Source organism: Pantoea stewartii (assembly GCF_011044475.1).
Lineage (GTDB): Bacteria > Pseudomonadota > Gammaproteobacteria > Enterobacterales > Enterobacteriaceae > Pantoea > Pantoea stewartii.
The window spans coordinates 527,169-552,257 of the sequence record NZ_CP049115.1 but is presented as its reverse complement, the minus strand read 5'-3'; the positions used below and the strand labels follow the sequence as shown (position 1 = coordinate 552,257).

Genomic DNA, 25,089 nt, shown 5'->3' with positions numbered 1-25,089 from the left:
GCTCAGGATTGCAACTCAACACCGCCACGCTAGACTGTATCGTATTGATTTTGATAGCGGGGTAACGGTGTGGACGGTGTGAAAGGAAAATCGCTTCAGGTAACAGATGCCATCATTTCCTGCCAGTTGGATGGGAAGGGCGGCATGATACCGATTGATGAAACCCAGGTGCTGCACGATGAGCATCCCTGCTGGCTGCATCTCAATTATACCCATCCCCGCAGCGCTGAATGGCTGCAATCCACGCCTCAGATCCCGGATGCCGTGCGTGATGCGCTGGCCGGTGAAAGCATGCGGCCTCGCGTGTCCCGGTTGGGGGATGGTTTTATGATTGTCCTGCGCAGCGTGAACCATAACAGCGATGCGCGCCCTGACCAGTTAGTGGCAATGCGGGTGTTTATTAACGATCAGCTCATTGTGTCCACCCGGCGACGTAAAGTGTTTGCCGTGGATGAAGTGCTGACCGATCTCGAAAACGGTAACGGCCCGGTCAACTGTGGCAGCTGGCTGGTCGAGGTCTGCGATGCGTTAACCGGTCACACCAGCGAATTTATCGAAGATCTGCATGACAAAATCATTGAGCTCGAAGATGCCTTACTGGACCAACGCATTCCCCCGCGGGGTGAACTGGGCCTGCTGCGCAAACAGCTGATTGTGATGCGCCGTTACATGGCTCCACAGCGTGATGTTTTTGCCCGGCTCGCCAGTGAGAAACTGCCCTGGATGGACGACAGTGAGCGCCGCCGCATGCAGGAGATTGCCGACCGGCTGGGGCGCGGCCTGGACGATCTGGACGCGGGCGTAGCCAGAACGGCCGTGCTGGCCGATGAAGTCGCCTCGGTAATGGCCGAATCCATGAATCGCCGCACCTATACGATGTCGTTGATGGCGATGATTTTTCTGCCCGCTACCTTTTTAACCGGGCTGTTTGGTGTCAACCTGGGCGGCATTCCCGGCGGCGGATGGCGCTACGGCTTCAGCGTGTTCTGTATTTTACTGGTCATACTGGCGTTAGGCGTGGCGGGGTATTTACGTAAGCGGCGTTGGCTTTGACAGACAAAGCCTGTGAATTGCCTTAGTGACAGAGGGCTTAACAGAAGTAAAGCTGATCGACATCAATACCTGCCGGAGGCAACTGACGCAAACTCTCTCCCGCAGGTGAATGCAACGTCAAGCGATGGGCGTTGCGCTCCATATTGTCTTACTTCCTTTTTTTGAATAACTGCATAGTACAGTTGATTCGACCTACGCCGGCCTTGTTGCCGGCTTTTTTTTTACCTGCTGGCTGAAAGGCCTAATCTTTCCTAAGCTTAATGTTCATTCGCTACAGAGGAGCACGGTATGAAGGCGATACATAACAGCGAGCCGATTCCAACCGATCCGCCCCCCATTCCTCAGCCGCAACCCGATCCGCCACCGGATCCGGAGTTTCCGCCGATAATGGACCCGCCGCCTCACCGCAACGTATAAAAAAAGGGCATGCGTTTACGCGCATGCCCTTTACCTTTAATGTATTCAGCAGCGTTATTTAATTTCTAAAACATCAAGGCGTTCACTGACATCGGGTGCATCGTCTTCATCGCTGCGCCAGCCAACCGGATTCACCGGCAGGGTTTCGCGATCGAAAGCGAGATCGCCGCCATCCACCACCGCATCCCCGTGCTGAATGCCTTTGAAATCAAACAGATTCACGTCGGCCATGTGTGACGGCACGACGTTCTGCATCGCGCTGAACATGGTTTCAATCCGGCCCGGATAGCGTTTATCCCAGTCGCGCAGCATATCTGCCACCACCTGACGCTGCAGGTTAGGCTGCGAACCACACAGGTTACACGGGATAATCGGGAACTGACGCGCTTCGGAGAAACGAATGATATCTTTCTCGCGGCAGTAGGCCAGTGGACGAATGACAATGTGTTTCCCGTCATCGCTCATCAGCTTCGGTGGCATGCCTTTCATCTTGCCGCCGTAGAACATATTTAAAAACAGCGTTTGCAGGATGTCATCGCGATGGTGGCCCAGCGCAATTTTGGTACAGCCCAGCTCTGTGGCTGTGCGGTACAAAATGCCACGACGCAGACGCGAGCACAGCGAGCAGGTGGTTTTGCCCTCTGGAATCTTCTCTTTAACGATAGAGTAGGTGTCTTCCTCGACAATTTTGTACTCAACACCTTGCGCCTCAAGATATTCCGGCAGGATATGCCCCGGAAAACCGGGTTGCTTCTGATCAAGATTGACTGCCACCAGACTGAAACTCACCGGCGCGCTCTTCTGCAGGCTACGCAGGATCTCCAGCATGGTATAGCTGTCTTTACCACCAGACAGGCAAACCATGATGCGGTCGCCTTCTTCGATCATATTAAAATCGGCAATGGCCTCGCCTACGTGACGACGCAAACGCTTCTGGAGCTTGTTGAGGTTGTATTGTTCTTTCTTGTTAATTTCTTGATTTTGCAGCATTACGTCGCTTCTCAATAATCAAAGGGGCACATTTGAGCCTGTTGCCGTGCCCCCTGATTTGCTTTATGACAGGTTATCACCCGCCGAAGATTGTCAGCAGGCAAAGTATGCCGCGTATGGTACGGATTACGCGTGCAATTTCCAATATCAATTATCGTTAAGCATAAACCTGATGGTGACTGACCACGATATTTTGCCTTCCGTCTTATTTTTGCCAACTGCACTGGCAAGAGAGATAAGATGAAAAGCAGAGAATAAACACGGTCAGATAAAGGCGTTATTCACGCCGACAACAAACCGCAATGAAAGCAGAAATGAAGATCTCATGGTGAGGGTAAGGATATGTCTACTGTCGGGTGGGATTTATCCCGCCCGACAAGAACGTGCATCTACGCTTTTATCGTGCGGAAGCGGCACAACGCAGCATCCATGTCCTACATCATCTCCAGCGACTGCACGCCCTTTACTTCCATGATTTTGTCATACAGATGCGCATCGCTGGATTTCCGGGAGAGGGTAACCTGAACGCTTAATTCACATAAACCGCTTTCCTCGTCCCGGTTAATGACCGAAATATTGCCATAGCGGATGCCTTCGCGTTGCATGACCAACAGCACCAGCGGCACGCTTTTCGCCTTGAGATAAACAATTAACGTATGGTGTTTACCAATCAGTAAATGACTCAAACGGCGGAAAACCTCGAGCACCACCAGAGCCAGCACGGTGCCGTAAATGCCGATTTCATACATGCCGCTCCCGATGACCAAGCCGATTGCGGCGGTAACCCAAAGCCCGGCTGCCGTCGTCAGGCCTTTAACCACCTGTTTCTGGATCAGAATCGTTCCGGCACCCAGAAAACCCATGCCGCTGACAACCTGTGCCGCGACGCGGCTGGGATCGAGTGCAACGTGATCCTTCATCAACATGTCGGCAAAGCCATATTTAGACACCAGCATAAACATCGCACTGCCAATTCCCACCAGAATATGAGTACGTAATCCGGCTTCTTTGGCACGCATCTGACGTTCCAGGCCAATCAGACCGCCCAGAATGCCCGCCAGCGCGATACGAATCAGCATATCCATTAACATTCTTTTTCTCCGTTCGACATCATGGTTAAACTATATTCCGCCACGTGACTATGTGATAACAGGATAATTCTGCTTGTAATAGGTCAGGATATTTTTTGTAAAAAGCTATTTCTTCTCTCGACCCCGTGTCAGGGCTGACATATTCTTGCTTAGCCTTTAACTCACCTTCCCGGAGTCTGATTGATGAAAGCCGCGACTTTTCTGCTGGCTGGTGCCGCGTTGTTATTGTCTGCCTGCAGCAGTAACAGCGATGACAACGAGCCGCCACAACAAGCCACCGCCGCCCACGTTCAGCCACGTGTGGTTATGTCTGCAATGGCGGAGGCCAGTTGTACCAATGCAGGGGGAACGCTGGCGTTTTCAAATCAACTGGACGGCTCGCGCATCGGCATGTGTCAGTTAGTCAACGGACGCCGCTGCAGCGAGCAGGCATTGCTCGGCGGTAACTGCGCCCGCTAAACGCGGAGGCCGGCTGTGACCGGCCTGCGTTATCAGGCCGTCACCCGGTTCGGACAGTCTTCGCCACGATGAAGCCGGCTGAGGTTTTCCAGCGTGGTTTCTGAAATCGCCGTCAGAGCTTCAGCGGTCAAAAAAGCCTGATGGCCTGTGAACAGCACGTTGTGGCAGGCTGACAGGCGGCGGAAAATATCATCCTGAATGACATCATTCGATTTATCTTCAAAGAACAAATCCCGCTCATTCTCATAAACGTCCATGCCTAACGCGCCAATTTTTTGCTGCTTAAGTGCATCAATGGCGGCCTGAGAATCAATTAACCCACCCCGACTGGTATTAATAATCATGACGCCATCGCGCATCTGCGCAAACGCGTTAGCATTAAGCAGATGATGGTTTTCCGGCGTTAACGGGCAATGCAGTGTAATCACATGCGACTCGGCAAACAGGGTTTTCAGATCGACATATTCCGCGCCCAGCGATAACGCCTGTTCCGAAGGATAGGGATCGAAGGCCAGTAAACGCATGCCAAATCCTTTTAAGATGCGCAGGGTGGCTATGCCTATTTTGCCGGTGCCAATAATGCCGGCGGTTTTGTTATGCATATTAAAACCGGTCAGGCCGTCCAGCGAAAAATTCGCATCGCGGGTGCGTTGATAGGCGCGATGAATACGGCGATTCAATGTCATCATCAGGCCGACGGCATGTTCAGCGACGGCTTCCGGGGAATAGGCGGGCACGCGAACCACTTCCAGACCCAGTTCAGCCGCGGCTTTCAGATCGACATTATTAAATCCGGCGCAGCGCAGGGCGATAAATTTCACCCCCAATTCCGCCAGTTCCTCCAGCACCGGGCGGCTACCGTCGTCATTCACAAAAAGGCAAACCGCATCACAGTCTACGGCGGTCTTGGCCGTGCTTTCGCTCAGCAAAAAATCATAAAAGACCAGATCGAAACCATACTGTTTATTGACCTGTTCAAAATATTTCTGGTCGTAGTGTTTAGTACTGTATACGGCGATTTTCATCGTGGTGCTCCTGGAAAAGGGATGCAACAAGGATAACGTTTTCTCTTACTTTTTGCTGACACCTCTTTAACCTTACCGGTCAAACCTTCACCTTCGGCGTGTTACGTGCCATCATTACGCCCAGGATATTGAAAAAAAAGGAGTCTTGTTTTCATGCCACGGAGTTTCCGTCGACGCCTGGCCGCGATTCTGGCGCTGATTTTATTGCTGCTGGGATTACTGCTGACTCTTACACAGTGGCTGCCGCGTCTGGTGGGCCTCTGGCTACCTGCAGGCACGCGCGTCGAACTGGAAAACAGCCCACGCTGGCATGACGGGCAACTCATTTTCCCATCTCTTCATTATTTAGCCGGTGACTGTCGCCTGGCGAGCGTCAAAAACGCGGCGCTGGGCCGGCAACAGTCGCGCTGGACGCTCAACGCACAACAGGTCACGTTGCAAAGCGAATGCCTGCAACAGCTGCCCGAATCACAAACCGCCTCAACCGCACCGAAAACGCTGGCAGAGTGGCAGGCCATGCTGCCGGGCGCAGATATTCACATTGATAAGCTGACGATCTCGCCCTGGCAGGACTATGCCGGTGGCCTGGATTTGACCCTCAATAAAGCCAGCCAGCAGCTGCATTACCGGGGCGATAATTTACAGCTTGAGGCCACGCTGGAAGGTCAGCAGCTGATGGTCAGACAATTGACGATCACCCATCCGGCGCTTCCCGAGCCGCTCAGCCTCAAAGGTCATTTTGAACTGCCGCAATACGCTAACGGCCTGCCGGTTAACGGCGAGATCGCGGGCGCGCTGGCCCTGGACGGGTTTCCGCAACCGCTAAAAGCGGCACTGAGCTGGCAGCATGAAAGCGGCCTGCTGAACATCACCACAGCGGATGCTGCCCGTCCCTTGCTGCGTCTTCCGTGGCAGGCCAGCCGTGGCCGCATCACTATTGAGAAGGGTGAATATTACTGGCCACTCACGGCGCAACCCTTGTCGGGCTTTGTGACGCTGACGCTGGATAACTTGCAGGCCGGGCTGGATGCCACAACGGTCACTGGCCGCCTTAACCTGCTGACGCAGGGGCGGGGCGGCAAAGGCAATGTCGTTCTGGGCATAGGTCCCGGTCATCTCAGCCTGACGCAAAGCCAGCTGCCGTTACAACTGACCGGCGACAGTAAATTTGCTGCCATGCAGCTGTTCGGCAGTATTCCTGGGCAACTGACCGGATCATTACTGAATCCCGAACTGATTGTTAAACCCAACGCACTGTTGCGCCTGCGCGGGCGTTTACTTTCAACGCTGAACGTGGATGAAGCGCGCTGGCCGCTGGCGGGGGTGCGCTTATCGTCCCGGGGCATTTCTGGACGCCTGCAGGCCATTCTGCGCGCGCACGATCCCAGCTTTGGCCGCTTCACCCTGCATCTGGACGGCGGGGCCCGTGACTTCTGGCCGGATACGGGTGAATGGCGCTGGCGCTACTGGGGAGAAGGCGAGATGCATCCGTTACAGGCGAAATGGGATGTCAGGGGAACCGGTGGCTGGCGCGGCACGCTTATCCATCTTGATACCTTGTCGACCGGTTTTAACCAGATGCAATACGGCAGCGTGCGGGTGGAAAAGCCGCGTTTAATCCTGACTGCCCCGGTGAACTGGCAGCGAGAGGCGGACAATCCTTCCTTTGACGGAAAATTTCAGATGCAGGCCGGTCAGACGCACTTCAGCTACGGGGGCTGGCTGGCTTACTCAACGCTGGATTTTGCCGCCCGCGGGCGCGATCCCGGTCATTTTGTCTGGGGCGGCGAACTGAAAGCCGGCAAGGTCGGCCCGGTACGGGTTAACGGGCGCTGGGATGGCGAGCGCCTGCGCGGTCAGGCCTGGTGGCCCACGCAGTCGCTGACGGTTTTTCAGCCGTTGCTCAGCCCCGATCTGAAAATGAAAATTCGCGCGGGCGAACTGCGCGCTCAGGTGGCGTTTTCTGCCGCCGCTCAGCAGGGTTTTCACGCGGGCGGACACTGGACGGTGAAAAACGGCAGCGTCTGGACGCCAGACAGCCAGATTAACGGCATCGATTTCTCGCTGCCATTCCGTCTGCAAAACCAACAGTGGCATTTTGGCTTACGTGGGCCGGTTTCATTGCGCATCGCAGAAATCAAGAATCAGTTTGCCATGCAGAATATTCAGGCTGACTTACAAGGCGCCTGGCCATGGCGGGAAAACGATCCGCTCTGGTTGCAGGATGTCAGCATGGATCTGCTGGGCGGGAAAATTACGATGCCGTCTCTGCGGATGCCACAGCACAGCCCGGCGCGCGTGTCGCTTCGGGATATCAGCCTGAGTAAACTCGTCAGCGCGATTAAACCCAGGCAGTTCGCGATGTCGGGCAGGGTGAATGGCGAATTACCGCTGTGGATCACGAATGCGCGCTGGATCATCGAAAATGGCTGGATTGCCAACAGCGGGCCGCTGACCTTCCGGATGGATAAAGACATGGCCGATGCCATCACCCAAAATAATATTGCGGCAGGCGCCGCGATGGACTGGCTGCGCTATATGGAGATTTCGCGTTCCTGGGCCACGCTGAATCTGGATAATCTGGGCGAACTGACCATGGTCGCGCAGGTGCAGGGCACCAGCCGTTTCAGCAACCGCAACCAGACCGTAAATTTAAACTATCGTCATCAGGAAAACCTGTTCCAGTTGTGGCGCAGCCTGCGCTTTGGCGATAATTTGCAATCCTGGGTGGAGGAAAATGCCACTCTGCCGTCGAAAAAGGAACCCTCACCATGAGCCTCAGGGCCTTACTGCTGCTGATAGCCGGACTCCCGCTGACGGGCTGTGTACCGCGCATCGAAGTTGCCGCGCCAAAAGATCCGATTACCATCAACATGAATGTGAAAATCGAGCATGAGATCCACATTAAAGTGGACAAGGATGTGGAAGCGTTACTGAAAAATCAGAGCGACCTGTTTTGAGGAGAGCCCGCATGAAACGCATCGGCATCACATGCTTACTGGCCCTTACGATGAGCCTGCCCGCCTGGGCATTGACGCTGGATGAAGCCCGTCAGTCAGGTCGGGTGGGAGAAACACTGTCAGGATATATTGCGCCGCGCGCAGATGACAGCGACACGCTGGCACTGGTTAAACGCATTAATGACGGTCGTGCTGCACAGTATCAACGTCTGGCAGAGCAGAACAACCTGACAACGGATGAGGTGGCCAGAATCGCCGGACAGAAGCTGGTAAACCGTGCCGCAGCGGGGGAATATGTACGCGGCATCAACGGACAGTGGCTCAGGAAATAGCCGGGCGACAACGTTGTACGGCAGGCATAAAAAAACCGGGCTCAGCCCGGTTTTCCAGATAAGATCGGCGAATCAGGCTGCAACGATGTGTTTGATCGCGTCTTTTGCTTCGGCGGTGGCTTTTGTCGCGACTTCCGGGCCATAGGCAATGCCTTCGGCAAACACAAACTCGACATCAGTGATACCGATAAAGCCCAGGAACAGCTTGACGTAAGGAGTCAGCAGGTCAGAAGCGGTATCTTTGTGAATGCCACCACGGCTGGACAGAATCACGGCGCGCTTGCCTTTGACCAGGCCTTCCGGGCCGGCTTCGGTATAACGGAAAGTCACGCCAGCACGGGCGATCAGGTCGAAATAGTTCTTCAACTGCGTCGGGATGTTGAAGTTGTACATTGGGGCAGCAATCACCACCACATCATGTGCCTGCAGCTCTGCAATCAGCGCATCAGACAGTGACAAGGCTTCCTGCTGACGCGGAGACAGCGGCGCATCGGAAGGACGCAGCGCGCCCACTAACTCACCATCCAGCACCGGTACCGGGTTTTCTGCCAGGTCACGCACGGTCACCTGATCGCCTTTGGCCTTTGCCTGCTCAGCATAGAAGTCAGCCAGCTGACCAGATTGTGAATAGCCTGCAAGAATGCTTGATTTCAGAACTAATACTTTGCTCATCGTAGTTTCCTGTCTGTTACGCGGAAGGCTTTCCGCTCAATGGCTTACACTTTACAAACATTGAACGGAGCGGGAAAGCGCAATATTTCGAGAGCTATATTCGAATTAATTGAACAACCCGTCATGCGCGAGGTCCGCGCGGCAAACGGGAATGTGCTATGATAGGCGCAATTATTATCGTTAATCAGCGGGTTATCTTAGCACTGTACGCTGAGTCCATACCGCCTGAGTAAGGTACGTCATTACTATGTCTTCTCCGGTTTCATCTCCCTTAACGCCGCTTTGGTCGCGGCTTGATGCCCTGATGCTGCGCGACCGGCAGCGGCTGCAACGCCGGTTGCACGGTGCCAGAAAAGTGAAAAATCCTGATGCCCAACACGGTATTGCCGCCGAACTGGAGCAGGATATTCTCGCGGCTGAGCAGCGCGTGGCCCAGCGTATTGCCGCCACACCGCGCATCACGTTCCCGGATAATCTTCCGGTCAGTCAGAAACAGCAGGATATCGCGGATGCGATTCGCGCTCATCAGGTCGTGATCGTGGCAGGTGAAACCGGCTCGGGAAAAACCACCCAGTTGCCCAAAATTTGCCTGGCGCTGGGACGCGGTATCACCGGTTTAATTGGCCATACGCAACCTCGTCGTCTTGCGGCGCGCACCGTCGCGAACCGCATTGCCGAAGAGCTGGAAACGTCGCTGGGCGGCTGCGTCGGCTACAAAGTGCGCTTTAATGATCAGGTCGGTGAAACCACGCAGATTAAGCTGATGACCGACGGGATTCTGCTGGCGGAGATCCAGCAGGATCGCCTGTTAATGCAGTATGACACCATCATCATTGATGAAGCGCACGAACGCAGTCTGAATATCGACTTCCTGCTGGGCTATTTGCGTGAGCTGCTGCCGCGCCGTCCCGATCTTAAAGTCATTATCACCTCGGCGACCATCGATCCGCAGCGCTTCTCCCGCCACTTTAACAACGCGCCGGTGATTGAAGTATCGGGCCGGACTTATCCGGTGGAAGTCCGTTATCGTCCGGTCGTCGAAGAGGCGGACGATGTGGAACGCGATCAGCTTCAGGCGATCTTTGATGCGGTTGATGAGCTGAGCCAGGAGGGCCGGGGCGATATTCTGATCTTCATGAGCGGCGAGCGGGAGATTCGCGATACCGCCGATGCGCTGATGAAGCGCGATTTGCCGCATACCGAAGTGCTGCCGCTGTATGCGCGTCTGTCGAACAGTGAGCAAAATCGGGTATTTCAGTCACACAGCGGGCGACGTATCGTGCTGGCGACGAACGTTGCCGAAACCTCGCTCACCGTGCCGGGCATCAAGTACGTCATCGATCCGGGCACGGCGCGCATCAGCCGCTACAGCTACCGCACCAAAGTTCAGCGTCTGCCGATAGAGCCCATTTCTCAGGCTTCCGCGAATCAGCGTAAAGGACGTTGCGGCCGCGTATCGGAAGGGATCTGTATCCGGTTGTATTCTGAAGCGGATTTCCTGAGCCGTCCGGCCTTTACCGATCCCGAAATTCTGCGCACCAATCTGGCCTCAGTCATTCTGCAGATGACCGCGCTGGGACTGGGCGATATTGCGGCGTTCCCGTTTGTGGAAGCGCCGGATAAACGCCATATCCAGGACGGCGTCAGATTGCTGGAGGAGCTGGGCGCGCTGACCCTGAGCGAAGAAGGCCATTATAAGCTCACCGGCTCCGGCCGCCAGCTGGCGCAACTGCCTGTGGATCCGCGCCTGGCACGCATGGTGCTGGCTGCCCGGCAGTACGGCTGTGTGCGCGAAGTGATGATTATCGCGGCAGGTTTGTCGATACAGGATCCGCGCGAACGCCCGGCAGAAAAGAAGCAGGCCTCCGATGAAAAACACCGGCGTTTTGCTGACAAAGAGTCTGATTTTATGGCCTTTGTTAACCTGTGGAACTACCTGGGCGAGCAGCAAAAAGCGCTGTCCGGCAATGTCTTCCGTCGCCAGTGTAAAGCCGATTTCCTTAACTACCTGCGCGTACGGGAATGGCAGGATATCTATACCCAACTGCGTCAGGTGGTCCGTGAACTTGGTATTCCGGTGAACAGCGAACCGGCGGAGTATCGCGAGATCCACTGCGCGTTACTGACCGGTTTACTGTCGCATATCGGCCAGAAAGATGCGGAAAAGCAGGAGTTTACCGGTGCACGCAATGCGCGCTTTGCCATTTTTCCGGGCTCAGGTTTATTCAAAAAACCGCCCAAGTGGACAATGGTGGCGGAGCTGGTGGAAACCAGCCGACTCTGGGGCCGTATTGCCGCGCGTATCGATCCGGAATGGATAGAACCGCTGGCACAGCATCTGATCAAACGTAGCTACAGTGAACCGCACTGGGAGAAATCGCAGGGCGCCGTCATGGCCAGTGAGAAAGTCACCTTGTACGGCTTGCCGATTGTGGCCGCGCGCAAGGTCAACTATGGCGCGATCGATCCTACGCTGAGTCGCGAATTGTTTATTCGCCACGCGCTGGTGGAAGGCGACTGGCAAACGCGCCACGCATTTTTCCGTGCTAATCAGAAGCTGCGCAGTGAAGTGGAAGACCTGGAACATAAATCGCGTCGCCGCGACATTCTGGTAGATGACGAAACCTTGTTTGCCTTTTACGACCAACGTGTAGGGAAAGAGGTGGTTTCCGCACGCCACTTTGACAGCTGGTGGAAACAGGTCAGCAAAACCACCCCGGAACTGCTCAATTTTGATAAGCAGATGCTGATCAAAGCGGGCGCCGATACGGTCAGCCAGCTCGACTATCCCAATGTCTGGCATCAGGGCAATCTCAAACTCAGGTTGAGTTATCAGTTTGAACCCGGTGCGGATGCCGATGGCGTGACGGTCCATATTCCGCTTCCGCTGCTGAACCAGGTCGATGAAGCCGGCTTTGAGTGGCAGATTCCCGGTGTACGGCGTGAACTGATTATTGCGCTGATTAAATCGTTACCGAAGCCGCTGCGTCGTCATCTGGTGCCCGCGCCAAACTATGCCGAGGCGTTTTTAGGCCGCGTGACCGCAATGGAAATGCCGCTGCTTGATGCCCTGTCGCGCGAGTTCCGCCGGATGACGGGCGTGACGCTGGAGCGGGACGACTGGCAATGGGAACAGGTGCCCGATCATCTGAAAATGACCTTCCGGGTGGTAGACGAACACAACCGTAAGCTGCAGGAAGGTAAAGATCTCGCGGCGCTGAAAGTGCTGCTTAAAGGCAAGGTGCAGGAAACGCTGTCCAACGTGGCGGATGATGGTCTGGAACAGCGCGGTTTACATCTCTGGAGCTTTGGCGATTTGCCTCGCAGCTACGAGCAAAAACGCGGCAACTACCAGGTGAAAGCCTGGCCCGCGCTGGTCGATGAGAAAGACAGTGTGGCCATCCGGTTATTCGACAGTGAGCATGAGCAGCAGAAAATGATGTGGCGCGGTCAGCGTCGGTTGCTGTTGCTTAATATTCCGTCGCCGGTGAAATATCTGCACGAAAAATTGCCGAATAAAGCCAAGCTGGGCCTCTATTTTAATCCCTATGGCAAAGTGATGGAGCTGATCGATGACTGTATTGCCTGCGGTATCGATAAGCTGATTGCCGAGGCGGGTGGACCGGCCTGGGAACAGGCGGCCTTCGATGCGCTGCGCGAGAAGGTCCGCGCCGAGCTGAATGATACCGTGGTGGAGATAGCAAAGCAGGTTGAGCAGATTCTGACGGCGGTCTTCAATATCAATAAGCGCCTTAAAGGTCGGGTTGATATGACACTGGCGCTGGCGCTGGCCGATATTAAGGCGCAGATGAATGGGCTGGTGTACCGGGGATTTGTGACCCAAAATGGCTGGCGGCATCTGGCAGATACCTTACGTTACCTGCACGGTATTGAGCGTCGGCTGGAAAAATTGCCGGTTGATCCCCACAGCGACCGCGCCCGTATGCTCCGGGTTCAGGCCGTTGAACAGGCTTGGCAGGCCTGGCGCAACAAACTGCCGCCGCAGCGTCAGGATGATGAGGATGTGCTGCATATTCGCTGGATGCTGGAAGAACTCCGCATCAGTCTGTTCGCACAGCAGCTTGGCACGCCTTATCCCATTTCAGATAAGCGCATCATGCAGGCGATGGAGCAGATCACCGCCTGACGGCGGCAAACAGGGTCTTGTAAGAATAAAAAAGCCCGCATTCTTAAATGCGGGCTTTTTTGTGTAACGGTGAGAGCTACTGCGCCAGCGCTTCCAGCCGGTCTTTAAATGACGTCACGGCAATCGCGCGGTTGTCAGCCAGATAACGGTCTTTCGCCGCCGGGGCAGAACTCTGCACCGCTATCAGTTGCCAGCCCTTATCGCCTTTCAGCAGGAGCGGAGAACCGCTGTCGCCAGGCAAGGTATCGCACTGATGCGATAAAACCGCCCGTTGCGCCCAGCCGGTAATCAGGCAGTCGCTGTGTGAATACAGGCTGTCGAGATGATCGGCGGGATAACCTGCCTGGGTCACCTTGCGGCCCGCCGCTTTCAGCGCTTCGGTTAAGTCACTACGCGAACCTTCAAACAGCGGAATCGGCGTAATGGCAGAAGGGGGATTGCGCAAAATAATCAAACCGTAATCGAACGGCGCTGCATTGCTGGGGACGATCCAGCCTTCGCCATCCGCTTTCAGCTTATGCACCAGCGACGGTTCAACGCGCGCATCGATGTCATGAATTTCGTAGCGCCAGCCTTTTTTGGTAGACATAAAACGTAGCGCTACGGGTTTATCAAATTTACCTGGAGGTGTCAGTAAACAGTGGCCCGCCGTCAGGGCAAGATGGGGAGAAATTAACGTGGCTGTGCACAGATTACCGCTCTCGGTTTCCAGTTGTCCTATCGCATCCCAGGGGGCCGCGCTGACATCGGTAATGGCCTGGCGATGATCTTTGCCAAAAAACAACATTTTAATTTCGGCGGGTGTCGGTGAATCATCATTATCATCAGCATGAACAAACGCGGTGAAACTGAAAAGTCCAACGATTAACAGGGTAGCCAGGCGCATAGAACTCTCAATAGCGAGAAAAAGAAAACGTTTTTGTTATTACTAAAGTGACATAACTATAGTCAGTGAGGCGTGAAAAAGGGAGTTTTTTCAGTGAATCAGTACGCTACAGCGACTAAATAAAAAAACTGGCCGCGATAACGCCACATAAGATCATCACAATCAGAATAATTTCGAAGCGATAGCGACGGACCATATTAGCCACTCCAGTAAAGAAACACCCGGCAGAACCGGGTGTTTTTAATTATTAACGCTTACTCGGACCCTAAAGGGCGACCTTATTTTTTAGCGGCTTTTTTGTGGTGCTTTTTAGCTGCCTGGGCTTTCTGAGCTGGCTTTTTGGTGTGTTTTTTAGCGGCCTGAGCTTTCTGGGCTGCTTTTTTGTGGTGCTTTTTAGCAGCCTGAGCTTTCTGGGCAGCTTTTTTGTGGTGTTTTTTAGCAGCCTGGGCTTTCTGAGCTGGTTTTTTGGTGTGTTTCTTAGCAGCCTGCGCTTTCTGTGCAGTGTCTTTCTTCGCTACTTTCTTCTTAGCGGCCTGCGCTTTCTGGGCAGCTTTTTTGTGGTGTTTCTTAGCAGCCTGCGCTTTCTGTGCAGCTTTATGATGCTTCTTATGGACAGCAGCTTTGTGCTCAGCTTTAGCAGGTGCAGCGGTGGTGGTCGCAGCCGCTGGAGCAGCAGTTGCAGGAGCGGCAGTTGTCTCAGCAGCGAAAGCAACTGAAGACAGACCCATAGCAGCGGCGATTACCAGTGCAAATAATTTTTTCATTGCAAAATCCTCGGACTATTTTTTCATGTGTAGCCCACTGCGGGGCCGGTGAGAAGACTATATGAAAATAAAACTGGCGCGTCCGTGGGTGATTGGTATCGCTGTGTAACCGATTGTACAAAGGGGATGTACGGGAGGAAAAGGCGGCCCTCAGGCCGCCTGCTACCTTAACTGTTCAGGTAACGTTGCTCAAGATGTTTGCGGAAATAGTCTGGGTTGAGCGCTTCGCCAGTAGCATTGACAATCAACTGTTCGGTGGTGAAACGGCTGCCATGTTGCCAGATATTCTGCTGCAGCCAGTCAAATACCGGCTGCAGGTCGCCATGCTGTATCAGCTCGGCGGATTGCGGAATTGCGTTTTGTAACGCCTGGAACAGCTGCGCAGCGTACATCGCCCCGAGTGTGTATGTCGGGAAATAGCCGAAGGCGCCATCGGTCCAGTGAATATCCTGCATGCAGCCATCGCGGTAGTTGCCGCGCGTATCCAGACCCAGGGATTGTTGCATCTTTTCATCCCACAGCGCCGGAATGTCTTCAACCTCAATCTCGCCTTCAATCAGCGCGCGTTCGATCTCGTAGCGCAGAATGACGTGCGCCGGATAGCTCAGTTCGTCCGCGTCCACCCGAATCAGGCCCGGTTTAACCTGCTGCGTCAGCCGGACAAAGTTATCTGCCTGAAGGGCGGGCTGGTCACCGAGCTGACTGATGATTTGCGGCAGGATACGCTGCAGGAAAGGTGCGCTGCGTCCCAGTTGCATTTCCATAAACAGACTTTGTGACTCATGGATGGCCGTGGATCGCGCCAGCGCAACCGGCTGACCGCGCCATTGCTCAGGCAAATTCTGTTCGTAGCGCGCGTGGCCAGTCTCATGAATGACGCCCATCATGGCGCTCAGAAACTCATCCTGATTGTAGCGGGTAGTAATACGCACATCCTCGGGCACGCCGCCGCAGAAAGGGTGCGCGCTAATGTCCAGGCGGCCATGGTTAAAATCAAACCCCAGCTCGGCCATCACGCGTAAACCCAGTTCGCGCTGTGAGGCTATCGGGAACGGTCCCTGTGGCGTGATCACCGGCTGCTGAGCCTGTTTTTCGACGACCTGCTGCAACAAGTGTGGAAGCCAGGTTTTTAACTGCCCGAAGGTATGATCCAGCGTGGCGCTGGTCATGCCCGGTTCAAACACGTCAAGCAGCGCGTCATAGCGGGAGCAGCCGTTCGCTTGCGCACGCAGTTCAGCTTCCTGACGGCTTAAGCGTACGACCTCTTTCAAATTGGTCGCAAAACCCTGCCAGTCGTTTGCCGGACGCTGTGTGCGCCAGGCATGCTCACAGCGCGATCCCGCAATGGATTTGGCTTCGACCAGTTCAGCAGGCAGTAATGTTGCCTGAACATAAGCGCGGCGCATTTCGCCCAGATTGGCGCGTTCAACATCATTCAGCGATTGCTGTTCTGCCTGATCCAGCCAGTCGCCAATGCGTTTATCCGTCAGAATCTGATGTTGCAGCACACTCATTTCCGCCAGCGCTTCGCCTCGTGCGGCGCTGCCGCCGGTGGGCATCATGGTTTGCATGTCCCATCCGGCGATGGCGCTGAGATGACTGAAACGCGACAGGCGCTGGAAGGTCTTACAAAGGTGTTGATAGGCTGAAGTCACACAAAGCTCCTGAATGCGTTAACGTCGTGGAAGTTCCCGAAAGGGGAGATCGAGCGGCCAGCTAAAACGCAGGCTGGCACCACCAAGCGGGCTGGTTTCAACGGAAACCCGGCCGCTGAGCGCATGGGCGATGGAGTGAACGATGGCCAGGCCAAGTCCACAGCCGCCCGTTGCGCGGTCGCGACTCGGATCGAGCCGGACAAAGGGTTCAAATACACGTTCACGTTCTTCATGGGGGATCCCCGGACCGTCATCGTCGACCTGCAAATTACCGACTGCGCCGTCAAACCATAAGCTGACCCTCAGGCGCTGGTTTGCATAGCGCAGCGCATTATTGACAAGGTTGTCCAGCACGCGCTCCATAAGCCGGGTGTCTGAAACGCCGTAATTTTCCCGCTGGGGTAAATCCAGCTCAATCTGCGTATCCGGGTTGATGGCCTGGAAGTCTTCCATGCGTTCACGCAACCAGCTGGCCAGATCCAGCGACTGCAAATTAAGGTCGACGCGTGGACGATCCAGACGGGCATAGGTCAGCAGCTCTTCAATCAGGCTTTCCAGCTGACTCACATCACGATTCAGCGCCGCGGATTCGGCTTCGCTCAGGTTATCGCTCATCTCCAGACGATAGCGCAGCCGCACAAGCGGTGTACGCAACTCGTGAGCGATACCATCAATAAGCTGTTTCTTGCTGGCGACGAGCGTATTGATATTCTCAGCCATTTGGTTAAACGCCACGCCAACGCGAAACAGGCTGGAGGTGCTGTCGAAATGAGTACGCACGTCCAGTTGCCCCTGACCAAAACGCTGAGCGGCATGTTCGAGTCGCAGCATCTCTTTCCAGTGCGGACGCAGCCAGATAAATACCGGCAGCCCAAGCGACATGCCAATAAATACGACCAGTGCCATATCCAGCAGGCGCATTTGATGCAGATAAAAAAGGTAAGGTATAGGTCCGACGGTCAGGACATAATGACTACGCGGAATGTGTTGCAGGAAGGTGTATTTGTCGTCCAGCGCAACGATTTCGCCCGCACGCAGACGGCGTAACTCATTTTCATCCAGTTCGAACCGGCTCATGGGCTCAATATGCAGCTCAAATGACAAACCGAGATCCAGACTTTTGATCGTCTTATTCCAGTCGCGCGGCGGGATTTCACGCAGTTCACTGCGAATCAGGTAGAGCGAGCTGGCCATCAAGTCGTTCATGGACTGGCGGCCTGCGCGTTCGGCGGTAAATTTATAGACCAGCCCGACCATCAGCGACATCACCAGAAAACAGACAAACAGCAGCAGGTAGAACTGAATAAAAAGTTTTTTCATACCGAACGCGTGTCCCAGGCCTGCGGCGCAAACAAATAGCCTTTGTTGCGGATGGTTTTGATACGGAATGGCTCTGTTGCGCTGTCGTGCAGTTTTTTACGCAAACGCGAGATGGCGACATCAATACTGCGATCCATGCCATCGTAACTGACGCCGCGTAAGGTTTTCAGCAAGGCATCACGGTTAAGAATTTGTCCAGCATGGCTGGCCAGCACCCAAAGCAGATCAAAATCCGCCGTGGACAGGGCGATATTTTCTTCAAACAGCACGACCTGGCGATTCAGGGCATCGATGGTCAGTGAGCCAAAGCGCAACATGCGTGTATTTTTCGTCGGCGCAGGGGCTTCTTCACTTTGCACCTGTTGTGACTGACGCAGGTGCAGACGCAATCGCGCCAGCAAAACGGCTGGGGGGGCCGTTTTCAGAATATAGTCCTGCGCGCCCATCTCCAGCGCGAGGATATGGTTCATATCACTGTCAAGGGAGGTCAGCAGCACGATCGGCCCCTGCCAGTTTGCCCGTAAGTCACGGCAGATTGACATGCCATCTTTGCCGGGCAGCATGATGTCGAGCATGACCAGGTCGGGTTGCTGTTCGGCAATGGTGGCTTCAGCCCGATCGCCGCGCGTCTCAACAATCACCTCAATATCATGACGTCCCAGGTAGGCGGCAATGAGCGAACCGACCTCCGGTTCATCTTCTACGTAAACGATTTTATGCATAATTCACACTAACGTAAAAAGGAGGGATAAAGCATAACTTTTCCTGGCGCAGAGCTCTATCCAATCACACGAAATATCCTTGAGTAACTGGTATATAATCCGCAAAATATGCAATCATTAACCCTGCGTTTAATATGAGTTCCGGATTCATTGTGATCACCTTGAGGAGCCAAAGTGTTTGATAAAGAGCTGGCATCAGCGGTATACCGTGATCGCATCCGCTTTAACTACAGTGATTTCCTGTCGGCATCCTGCAAAAAACGTTGGAGCTTTGTGGATGCCATCTATGGCGTACTGCCCATATTCGGCATGGTGACACGCAAATCTGCGCACAGTTTACAGGCAAGTGAAGATCACCTGAAAGAATTAGCCTTGCAAATCATATCAACCCAGGTCAGCGACGAAATCAACATCGCCCGCCTGATTACGTTAGCCGAGCAGCAGCACATTGCCCGCGTGGATATCCAGCTTCCGTATCCGCTGTCAGAGAAACAGCTGGAGGCGATTCATGAAGAGTACCGTAAGCCCGTGACGCTGACACAGCAGGATGACCTGCTGTGCGTGGTTCTCGGTCAGTCTCACTAAGTCAGTAGGGCCCACATCGCAGGCAGGGTTGCCACCATGATGCAGACCATGGCAACCCGCTCAACGGGCCGCAGTGCCACCGCATGTCCGCCCCGACGTGCGAACATAAACAGCAAAATGCCCGGCGCATAGAGCACGACAGACATAAACAGATGCAGTGGACCGGAGGCATACAGCAACCAGATGCCGTACACGCTGGCACCGATGCCTGTCACGAGCGCCCAGGGTTTATGTTGCCCTTTGACCACCTTGATCAAATACAATCCCACCAGCAAATAGGGCACCAGAATCATTTCTGAGGCAATGGTCAACAGCATGTTGTAATCCGCACCGGTCAGGGCGATCAGGATCAGGCAAACCTGCACACTACCGTTTGTCAGCCACAGTGAGGCGGCTGGCGCATTACGGACGTTCTGGCGGGCAATACTGCGGGGGAAGGCACCTTGCTGCGCGGCAATAAACGGCACTTCTGCCGCCATAATGGTCCAGCTCAGATAGGCACCGCAGACAGAAATAATCAAGCCCACGACAATGATTGCGTTACCCCAGCTTCCCGTCAGTTGCGTCATCAGGCCCGCCATTGAAGGGTTACGCATTTCAGCCAGCGCCGCGCGCGGCACGATCCCTAACGACAGCAGGGTGACCAGCAGATAAACCAGCAGGGCGGCCAGCACGGCCAGCAGCGTCGCCCGTCCGACATCTTTTTTATGGCGAGCACGCGACGAGACCACTACAGCACCTTCCACGCCGATAAACACCCACAGCGTGATTAACATGGTCTGTTTGACCTGTTGCCATAACGGAACGCCGAGGCTCAGCCCGGAAAAATCAAAATGGAAGCGGTCATAATTGAAGGCCATGACGGCCAGCACCACAAACAGCAGCAGCGGCACCAGTTTGCCCAGTGTCGCCAGCAGGTTAATGCTGGCGGCGGTCTGAACGCCCCGCAATACCAGCCAGTGAACCAGCCACAGCACTACGGATGCGCCCAGCATCGCCTGCCAGGTATTCCCGTTACCAAAAATAACCCTGTCTGGCGTATCGGTGAAGAAACTCAGGGCAGAGAAAACAATAACCAGATAGGACACGTTGGCGATAACCGCACACAGCCAGTAACCCCAGGCGGAACAAAATCCCGTCAATTCACCGAATCCAGCGCGGGCGTAGGTAAAGATACCGCCATCCAGATCGGGTTTGAGTCGCGTCAGCAGCAGCATCGCCAGCGACAGGAAAATAATCCCTGCGCCGGTGATCAGCCAGCCAGTCAGCAACGCGGCCGGACCTGCGACCGCCGCCATATTTTGTGGCAAGCTGAAAACACCCGCACCCAGCATGGAGCTGAGTACCAGCGCGGTCAGGGCACTGAGGCCTAATTTTTTCTCCAAAACATTCTTCCTGCGAGCATAAGTGGCTGGGTGACCAGCATAAACACCCTATTATATCGGTGTTGTGTTGCGTAAATCGCGTGTAATACGCTGAAAAACAGGCGGAGGATTTTACGGAGTGCGGTGAAGGATGGCAATGCGTGACTATGCAAAATTGCGCAGGGATTATGCAAACAGTTGGGCGGCTTGCGCCGCCCTTAATTGCTTATTTGAACAGATCGGCAGTCACGGTCAGGTTACCCCCGCTCTGGTTCTGCCACTGGCGTGTGATGTGGTAGAACTTCGCACCTTTGCCAGCCGCACGTTTGGCGGCTTCCTGCGAAACTTCGGTTGGTGTGCCGAAATGGCCGCTGAAGGTGACCGTATCAAACGGCTGCATCTGTGCCGCGGTGACTGCGTTCAGCTCCTGGATTTCCCGACCGTCTGGCAGCGTCACAGAATAGCGTTTACCGGTTGAACTCTGCGTCTCAAAGAAGCGGCCCACGGCATTGCTTGGGGTTTCAGAGGATGCTACGCCCGGAATCTCGACTTTTTTCGCCTCAGCACCGCCCGCGGCCAGCGCGGCTTTACCTGCCTGAGAATCCGCCGGAATGCTATCCGGGCTCTGCACGGCGCGCTGTTTTGCATCCGCCTTATAGATGTAAGCGGTAATGAACTGGTTGCCACCGGTATTGGCATCAACCTGACGCACAATAAAGAAGGACGCAGCGCCTTTTTCTTTCGCGGCTTTAGAAATTGCCTCGTTCACATCGGGCTGGCTGGGGAAAAAGCCGGTCACCGTCACGGTATCAAAGGGTTCAAGGCGATAGGCTTCCGCTTTCGGCAGCTCTTTCAGGCCATTAAACATCCGGTAGTCGGTTTCCTGACTCGCTTTAGGCGCATTCGCCTTATACAGATCCGCGGTTACGCGCCAGTTACCACTGTTACCGTTGCTGTCGTTAATACCTTGAATGTAATACGAATCTGCATTCAGTTCATCAGCACGTTTGGAGACGGCATCCGCCGCATCGCCAATTGCATTAAAACGACCGGTGATATTAATACGTTCGAATGGCTTCAACGCGGCCGCTTGTTCTGGCGTCAGCTCTTTAGCGGCAAACGCATTTCCCGCCAGCAGAGATAACAATGTAGATGCCAGAATAGTGTTCTTCAGCTTCATAAAAATGATCCTTCGCCTTACGCAAAATGAGTACGAAAACGTGCTGGACTCTTGATGTATAACAGAATAGCTGCTGATTATTACATGTTATAAACACGCTGTCGCAGCCAATTTTTGCGATTTCTCTCTCGTTGTGATCCGGTTTTTTTTATCACGGCATCACGAATCGGTATTTTACCTTACGCTTAAGACAGGCAGATGAATTAAACGTTCGTAACTTTATAAAAACCGTTAATACGTTGTTAAATTTAGGTTTTTCCGAAAGGGATATTCGTATCGAAGGGCGCTTAGTTAGTTATTTATCTGCCAGTGATTCGATCAGACAGTGACGTTATGCGGCATAACGAGGCCAAAACTGGATATTACCGCGAATGTGACATTGGTGCGTCTGTGCAGTAGATCACCTGTAACATTTTCAGTAGGTTTAGACACGATTATGCCCTTGCATTTATTCACACCGCCTGAACGCGGATGACGTCAGAGCAGTCTGTACCACAAGGGTCATCATCCTTTAATCGATGAAAGGGAACACTATGTTAATTGGAATACCCAAAGAGCGGTCAGCCAATGAGTCGCGCGTGGCTGCCACGCCGAAAACCGTTGAACAACTCATCAGGCTGGGTTTTAGCGTCACGATTGAACAGGGTGCGGGTAAGCCTGCCAGTTTTGATGATGACAGCTATGTCAACGCCGGCGCCACGCTGACCGATCGCCAGCAGGTCTGGCAAGCCGATATTGTGCTGAAAGTGAATGCACCCGGTGAAGACGACATTGCGCTGATGCGCGAGGGCAGCACGCTGGTCAGTTTTATCTGGCCTGCTCAGCACCCTGAACTGCTGGATAAACTGGCTGCGCGTAAGGTCACCGTTATGGCGATGGACGCCGTGCCCCGTATTTCCCGTGCGCAGTCGCTGGATGCGCTGAGCTCAATGGCCAATATTGCAGGTTATCGGGCCATCGTGGAGGCGGCACACGAATTTGGTCGCTTTTTCACCGGTCAGATCACCGCTGCCGGGAAAGTCCCGCCTGCCAAAGTGATGGTGATTGGTGCGGGCGTGGCGGGTCTGGCGGCAATCGGTGCCGCAGGCAGCCTGGGCGCGGTTGTTCGCGCCTTTGACACGCGTCCGGAAGTGAAGGAACAAGTGCAAAGTATGGGCGCAGAGTTCCTTGAACTGGATTTCAAAGAAGAGGCGGGCAGTGGTGATGGTTACGCCAGAGTCATGTCGGATGCTTTTATTAAAGCAGAAATGGCGCTGTTCGCTCAGCAGGCCCAGGAGGTGGATATTATTGTCACCACGGCGCTGATTCCGGGTAAACCTGCGCCGACGTTGATCACAAGGGAAATGGTGGCCAGCATGAAGCCTGGCAGCGTCATTGTTGACCTGGCGGCACAAACCGGCGGCAACTGTGCGCTTACCGTCGCCGATCGGGTCACTGTAACGGACAACGGCGTAAAAATTATCGGGTATACGGATCTGCCCAGCCGGTTACCGACGCAATCATCTCAGCTCTACGGCAGCAATCTCGTCAACCTGATGAAATTGCTTTGTAAAGAAAAGAATGGCGAGATCGTCATTGACTTTGATGATGTCGTCATCCGCGGTGTCACGGTGATTCGAGACGGCGAGATCACCTGGCCTGCGCCGCCAGTTCAGGTCTCCGCCGCGCCGAAGACCGCGGCTGCCGCTGCACCGGCGCAAACGAAAAGCCCGGCGACACCCGTTTCCCCCCGGCGTAAATATGGGCTGCTGGCAGGCGCTGTCGTACTCTTCGCCTGCCTCGCGAATGTTGCCCCCAGTGAATTCCTGTCACATTTCACCGTCTTTGCGCTGGCCTGTGTGGTGGGCTACTACGTGGTCTGGAATGTGAGTCATGCGCTGCATACGCCGCTCATGTCAGTCACCAATGCGATTTCGGGCATTATTGTGGTAGGGGCAATATTGCAAATGGGGCACGGCGGCTGGGTGAGTTTTCTTTCTTTTATTGCCGTATTGATCGCCAGCATCAATATCTTCGGTGGCTTCACCGTCACGCAGCGTATGCTGAAAATGTTTCGTAAGGGGTAAGCTATGTCTGGCGGATTAGTGACGGCAGCCTATATCGTTGCTGCAATTCTGTTCATTATGAGTCTGGCGGGTCTTTCAAAACATGAGACCTCAAGACAGGGCAATATATTTGGTATCAGCGGCATGGCGATTGCGCTGATCGCGTCTGTATTTGGTCCCGACAGCAGTCATGTTGTCTGGATTTTACTGGCGATGGTTATTGGCGGTGCCATCGGTATTCGGCTGGCGAAACGGGTAGAAATGACCGAAATGCCCGAGCTGGTGGCGATACTGCACAGCTTCGTCGGCCTGGCCGCCGTACTGGTAGGCATTAACAGCTATATCGATCATGCTCCTGGCTTGCCGGCAGTTATTGAAAACATCCATCTCAGCGAAGTCTTTATCGGCATCTTTATCGGTGCGGTCACCTTTACGGGCTCGCTGGTCGCCTTTGGCAAGTTGTGTGGCAAACTCTCGTCGCGGCCCTTAATGCTGCCTCAGCGTCATAAGCTGAATCTGCTGGCGCTGGTCGTCTCGTTTTTACTGCTACTGTGGTTTGTTAACACGCAAAGTCGCGGTGCGCAGGTGTTTGCGCTGGTGATCATGCTTATCATTGCGTTGGCGTTTGGCTGGCACCTGGTGGCCTCCATCGGTGGTGCAGACATGCCGGTCGTTGTTTCGATGCTCAACTCTTATTCCGGTTGGGCGGCCGCAGCGGCAGGGTTTATGCTCAGTAACGATCTGCTTATCGTGACCGGTGCGCTGGTAGGTTCCTCGGGGGCAATTCTCTCTTACATAATGTGTAAGGCCATGAATCGCTCGTTTATCAGCGTTATTGCCGGTGGATTTGGCAGCGATGGCACAGCTTCAACGACAAGTGATGAGACCGGCGAACATCGTGAAATCAGCGCAGAAGAAACGGCAGAGATGCTCCGATCTTCCCGTTCCGTGATCATTACGCCCGGCTACGGCATGGCCGTTGCACAGGCACAGTATCCGGTAGCGGAAATCACGGAAAAACTCCGCGCCCGCGGCATCAACGTGCGTTTTGGTATTCATCCGGTCGCCGGCCGTTTGCCTGGCCATATGAACGTTCTGCTGGCAGAGGCGAAAGTGCCTTATGACGTGGTGCTGGAAATGGACGAAATCAACGATGATTTTAGCGATACCGATACAGTACTGGTTATCGGGGCCAACGACACGGTTAATCCTGCGGCGCAGGATGATCCGGGCAGCCCGATTGCCGGTATGCCGGTGCTGGAAGTGTGGAAAGCGCAAAACGTTATTGTGTTCAAACGCTCAATGAATACGGGCTATGCCGGTGTGCAAAATCCGCTGTTCTTTAAAGAAAATACTCACATGCTATTTGGGGATGCCAAAGCCAGCGTAGAAAGTATTCTGAAAGCGCTGTAAAAGAAAAGG

At 54.3% G+C, this 25,089-nt stretch carries 22 protein-coding genes; 10 read left to right on the top strand and 12 right to left on the bottom strand.

The features are described from left to right. The first annotated feature begins 69 nt into the window (after positions 1-69). Both zntB and G5574_RS23855 read left to right on the top strand, forming a co-directional pair. Positions 70-1,053: a zinc transporter ZntB gene (zntB, locus tag G5574_RS02495; RefSeq protein WP_006119281.1), complete on the top strand. Its 984-nt coding sequence runs from the start codon at positions 70-72 to the stop codon at positions 1,051-1,053. Between the two features lie 288 nt (positions 1,054-1,341). Next, positions 1,342-1,470 (top strand): hypothetical protein, encoded by a 129-nt coding sequence (locus tag G5574_RS23855; protein ID WP_255421282.1) that lies wholly within the window; start codon positions 1,342-1,344, stop codon positions 1,468-1,470. 54 nt (positions 1,471-1,524) lie between these two features. On the opposite strand, the gene ttcA is transcribed toward G5574_RS23855, so the two are convergent. Together ttcA and G5574_RS02485 are read right to left on the bottom strand one after the other, a co-directional pair. Next, positions 1,525-2,460 (bottom strand): tRNA 2-thiocytidine(32) synthetase TtcA, encoded by a 936-nt coding sequence (ttcA, locus tag G5574_RS02490; protein ID WP_054633709.1) that lies wholly within the window; start codon positions 2,458-2,460, stop codon positions 1,525-1,527. A gap of 434 nt (positions 2,461-2,894) precedes the next feature. Continuing rightward, positions 2,895-3,551 (bottom strand): MgtC/SapB family protein, encoded by a 657-nt coding sequence (locus G5574_RS02485; protein ID WP_006119272.1) that lies wholly within the window; start codon positions 3,549-3,551, stop codon positions 2,895-2,897. Between the two features lie 183 nt (positions 3,552-3,734). Between G5574_RS02485 and G5574_RS02480 the strand changes: the two genes are divergently transcribed. Then, entirely contained in the window at positions 3,735-4,010 is a 276-nt protein-coding gene (locus G5574_RS02480) for a putative hemolysin (RefSeq protein WP_006119270.1), read from the top strand. Positions 4,011-4,042: 32 nt separating this feature from the next. On the opposite strand, the gene G5574_RS02475 is transcribed toward G5574_RS02480, so the two are convergent. Next, positions 4,043-5,035 carry a 2-hydroxyacid dehydrogenase gene (locus tag G5574_RS02475; RefSeq protein WP_006119268.1) on the bottom strand — a complete coding sequence of 331 codons (993 nt, stop codon included), beginning with the start codon at positions 5,033-5,035 and terminating at the stop codon, positions 4,043-4,045. A gap of 153 nt (positions 5,036-5,188) precedes the next feature. Here G5574_RS02475 and G5574_RS02470 point away from each other — a divergent pair, with 153 nt between their 5' ends. Genes G5574_RS02470 through G5574_RS02460 form a run of 3 tightly spaced genes read left to right on the top strand, consistent with a single transcriptional unit; the run spans position 5,189 to position 8,327 of the window. Further along, a complete protein-coding gene (locus G5574_RS02470) occupies positions 5,189-7,810 on the top strand; it encodes a YdbH family protein (protein ID WP_164481986.1) in 2,622 nt (873 codons plus the stop codon). Next, positions 7,807-7,995 (top strand): YnbE family lipoprotein, encoded by a 189-nt coding sequence (locus G5574_RS02465; protein ID WP_006119266.1) that lies wholly within the window; start codon positions 7,807-7,809, stop codon positions 7,993-7,995. Before G5574_RS02470 ends, G5574_RS02465 begins: the two co-directional genes overlap by 4 nt. 11 nt (positions 7,996-8,006) lie before the next feature. Further along, positions 8,007-8,327 carry a YdbL family probable chaperone protein gene (locus G5574_RS02460; RefSeq protein ID WP_033741770.1) on the top strand — a complete coding sequence of 107 codons (321 nt, stop codon included), beginning with the start codon at positions 8,007-8,009 and terminating at the stop codon, positions 8,325-8,327. 72 nt (positions 8,328-8,399) lie between these two features. Here G5574_RS02460 and azoR read toward each other — a convergent pair whose 3' ends face one another. After that, a complete protein-coding gene (azoR, locus tag G5574_RS02455) occupies positions 8,400-8,999 on the bottom strand; it encodes an FMN-dependent NADH-azoreductase (protein ID WP_006119264.1) in 600 nt (199 codons plus the stop codon). Positions 9,000-9,246: 247 nt separating this feature from the next. Here azoR and hrpA point away from each other — a divergent pair, with 247 nt between their 5' ends. After that, positions 9,247-13,146 carry an ATP-dependent RNA helicase HrpA gene (hrpA, locus tag G5574_RS02450; protein WP_039340242.1) on the top strand — a complete coding sequence of 1,300 codons (3,900 nt, stop codon included), beginning with the start codon at positions 9,247-9,249 and terminating at the stop codon, positions 13,144-13,146. 76 nt (positions 13,147-13,222) lie between these two features. On the opposite strand, the gene G5574_RS02445 is transcribed toward hrpA, so the two are convergent. The 6 genes from G5574_RS02445 to rstA form a co-directional block, all read right to left on the bottom strand. Beyond that, positions 13,223-14,032: a trypsin-like serine peptidase gene (locus tag G5574_RS02445; RefSeq protein WP_006119261.1), complete on the bottom strand. Its 810-nt coding sequence runs from the start codon at positions 14,030-14,032 to the stop codon at positions 13,223-13,225. A gap of 115 nt (positions 14,033-14,147) precedes the next feature. Beyond that, complete coding sequence (gene ydgU / locus G5574_RS24070; protein ID WP_013025881.1) at positions 14,148-14,228, bottom strand: small membrane protein YdgU; 81 nt, start codon at positions 14,226-14,228, stop codon at positions 14,148-14,150. A gap of 82 nt (positions 14,229-14,310) precedes the next feature. Further along, positions 14,311-14,796, bottom strand: a complete 486-nt coding sequence (gene asr / locus G5574_RS02440) for an acid resistance repetitive basic protein Asr (RefSeq protein ID WP_006119259.1) — start codon at positions 14,794-14,796, stop codon at positions 14,311-14,313. 167 nt (positions 14,797-14,963) lie between these two features. Then, a complete protein-coding gene (locus G5574_RS02435; RefSeq protein WP_164481985.1) occupies positions 14,964-16,451 on the bottom strand; it encodes a carboxypeptidase M32 in 1,488 nt (495 codons plus the stop codon). An 18-nt stretch (positions 16,452-16,469) separates the two neighbouring features. Beyond that, on the bottom strand, positions 16,470-17,771 hold the full coding sequence (gene rstB / locus G5574_RS02430; RefSeq protein ID WP_006119257.1) for a two-component system sensor histidine kinase RstB: 1,302 nt from the start codon (positions 17,769-17,771) through the stop codon (positions 16,470-16,472). After that, entirely contained in the window at positions 17,768-18,493 is a 726-nt protein-coding gene (gene rstA, locus G5574_RS02425) for a two-component system response regulator RstA (protein WP_006119256.1), read from the bottom strand. Before rstA ends, rstB begins: the two co-directional genes overlap by 4 nt. A gap of 174 nt (positions 18,494-18,667) precedes the next feature. On the opposite strand from rstA, the gene G5574_RS02420 reads away from it, so the two are divergent. Then, positions 18,668-19,078, top strand: coding sequence for a hypothetical protein (locus tag G5574_RS02420; protein ID WP_006119255.1), 411 nt, complete (start codon positions 18,668-18,670; stop codon positions 19,076-19,078). On the opposite strand, the gene G5574_RS02415 is transcribed toward G5574_RS02420, so the two are convergent. Together G5574_RS02415 and ydgH are read right to left on the bottom strand one after the other, a co-directional pair. Then, on the bottom strand, positions 19,075-20,463 hold the full coding sequence (locus tag G5574_RS02415; protein ID WP_033741762.1) for a basic amino acid/polyamine antiporter: 1,389 nt from the start codon (positions 20,461-20,463) through the stop codon (positions 19,075-19,077). The two genes, G5574_RS02420 and G5574_RS02415, sit on opposite strands and share 4 nt — an antisense overlap. A 205-nt stretch (positions 20,464-20,668) precedes the next feature. Continuing rightward, positions 20,669-21,622: a DUF1471 family protein YdgH gene (gene ydgH / locus G5574_RS02410; protein WP_006119253.1), complete on the bottom strand. Its 954-nt coding sequence runs from the start codon at positions 21,620-21,622 to the stop codon at positions 20,669-20,671. A gap of 533 nt (positions 21,623-22,155) precedes the next feature. On the opposite strand from ydgH, the gene pntA reads away from it, so the two are divergent. After that, positions 22,156-23,688, top strand: a complete 1,533-nt coding sequence (gene pntA, locus G5574_RS02405) for a Re/Si-specific NAD(P)(+) transhydrogenase subunit alpha (RefSeq protein WP_164481984.1) — start codon at positions 22,156-22,158, stop codon at positions 23,686-23,688. A 3-nt stretch (positions 23,689-23,691) separates the two neighbouring features. Next, positions 23,692-25,080: a Re/Si-specific NAD(P)(+) transhydrogenase subunit beta gene (pntB, locus tag G5574_RS02400; protein WP_033741760.1), complete on the top strand. Its 1,389-nt coding sequence runs from the start codon at positions 23,692-23,694 to the stop codon at positions 25,078-25,080. The last annotated feature ends 9 nt before the right edge of the window (positions 25,081-25,089 follow it).

Coding starts and splice junctions, on each gene's coding strand:
- G5574_RS23855 (WP_255421282.1), top strand. CDS start 1,342: ATGAAGGCGATACATAACAGCGAGCCGATTCCAACCGATCCGCCCCCC.
- ttcA (WP_054633709.1), bottom strand. CDS start 2,460: ATGCTGCAAAATCAAGAAATTAACAAGAAAGAACAATACAACCTCAAC.
- G5574_RS02485 (WP_006119272.1), bottom strand. CDS start 3,551: ATGTTAATGGATATGCTGATTCGTATCGCGCTGGCGGGCATTCTGGGC.
- G5574_RS02480 (WP_006119270.1), top strand. CDS start 3,735: ATGAAAGCCGCGACTTTTCTGCTGGCTGGTGCCGCGTTGTTATTGTCT.
- G5574_RS02475 (WP_006119268.1), bottom strand. CDS start 5,035: ATGAAAATCGCCGTATACAGTACTAAACACTACGACCAGAAATATTTT.
- G5574_RS02470 (WP_164481986.1), top strand. CDS start 5,189: ATGCCACGGAGTTTCCGTCGACGCCTGGCCGCGATTCTGGCGCTGATT.
- G5574_RS02465 (WP_006119266.1), top strand. CDS start 7,807: ATGAGCCTCAGGGCCTTACTGCTGCTGATAGCCGGACTCCCGCTGACG.
- G5574_RS02460 (WP_033741770.1), top strand. CDS start 8,007: ATGAAACGCATCGGCATCACATGCTTACTGGCCCTTACGATGAGCCTG.
- azoR (WP_006119264.1), bottom strand. CDS start 8,999: ATGAGCAAAGTATTAGTTCTGAAATCAAGCATTCTTGCAGGCTATTCA.
- hrpA (WP_039340242.1), top strand. CDS start 9,247: ATGTCTTCTCCGGTTTCATCTCCCTTAACGCCGCTTTGGTCGCGGCTT.
- G5574_RS02445 (WP_006119261.1), bottom strand. CDS start 14,032: ATGCGCCTGGCTACCCTGTTAATCGTTGGACTTTTCAGTTTCACCGCG.
- ydgU (WP_013025881.1), bottom strand. CDS start 14,228: ATGGTCCGTCGCTATCGCTTCGAAATTATTCTGATTGTGATGATCTTA.
- asr (WP_006119259.1), bottom strand. CDS start 14,796: ATGAAAAAATTATTTGCACTGGTAATCGCCGCTGCTATGGGTCTGTCT.
- rstB (WP_006119257.1), bottom strand. CDS start 17,771: ATGAAAAAACTTTTTATTCAGTTCTACCTGCTGCTGTTTGTCTGTTTT.
- rstA (WP_006119256.1), bottom strand. CDS start 18,493: ATGCATAAAATCGTTTACGTAGAAGATGAACCGGAGGTCGGTTCGCTC.
- ydgH (WP_006119253.1), bottom strand. CDS start 21,622: ATGAAGCTGAAGAACACTATTCTGGCATCTACATTGTTATCTCTGCTG.
- pntA (WP_164481984.1), top strand. CDS start 22,156: ATGTTAATTGGAATACCCAAAGAGCGGTCAGCCAATGAGTCGCGCGTG.
- pntB (WP_033741760.1), top strand. CDS start 23,692: ATGTCTGGCGGATTAGTGACGGCAGCCTATATCGTTGCTGCAATTCTG.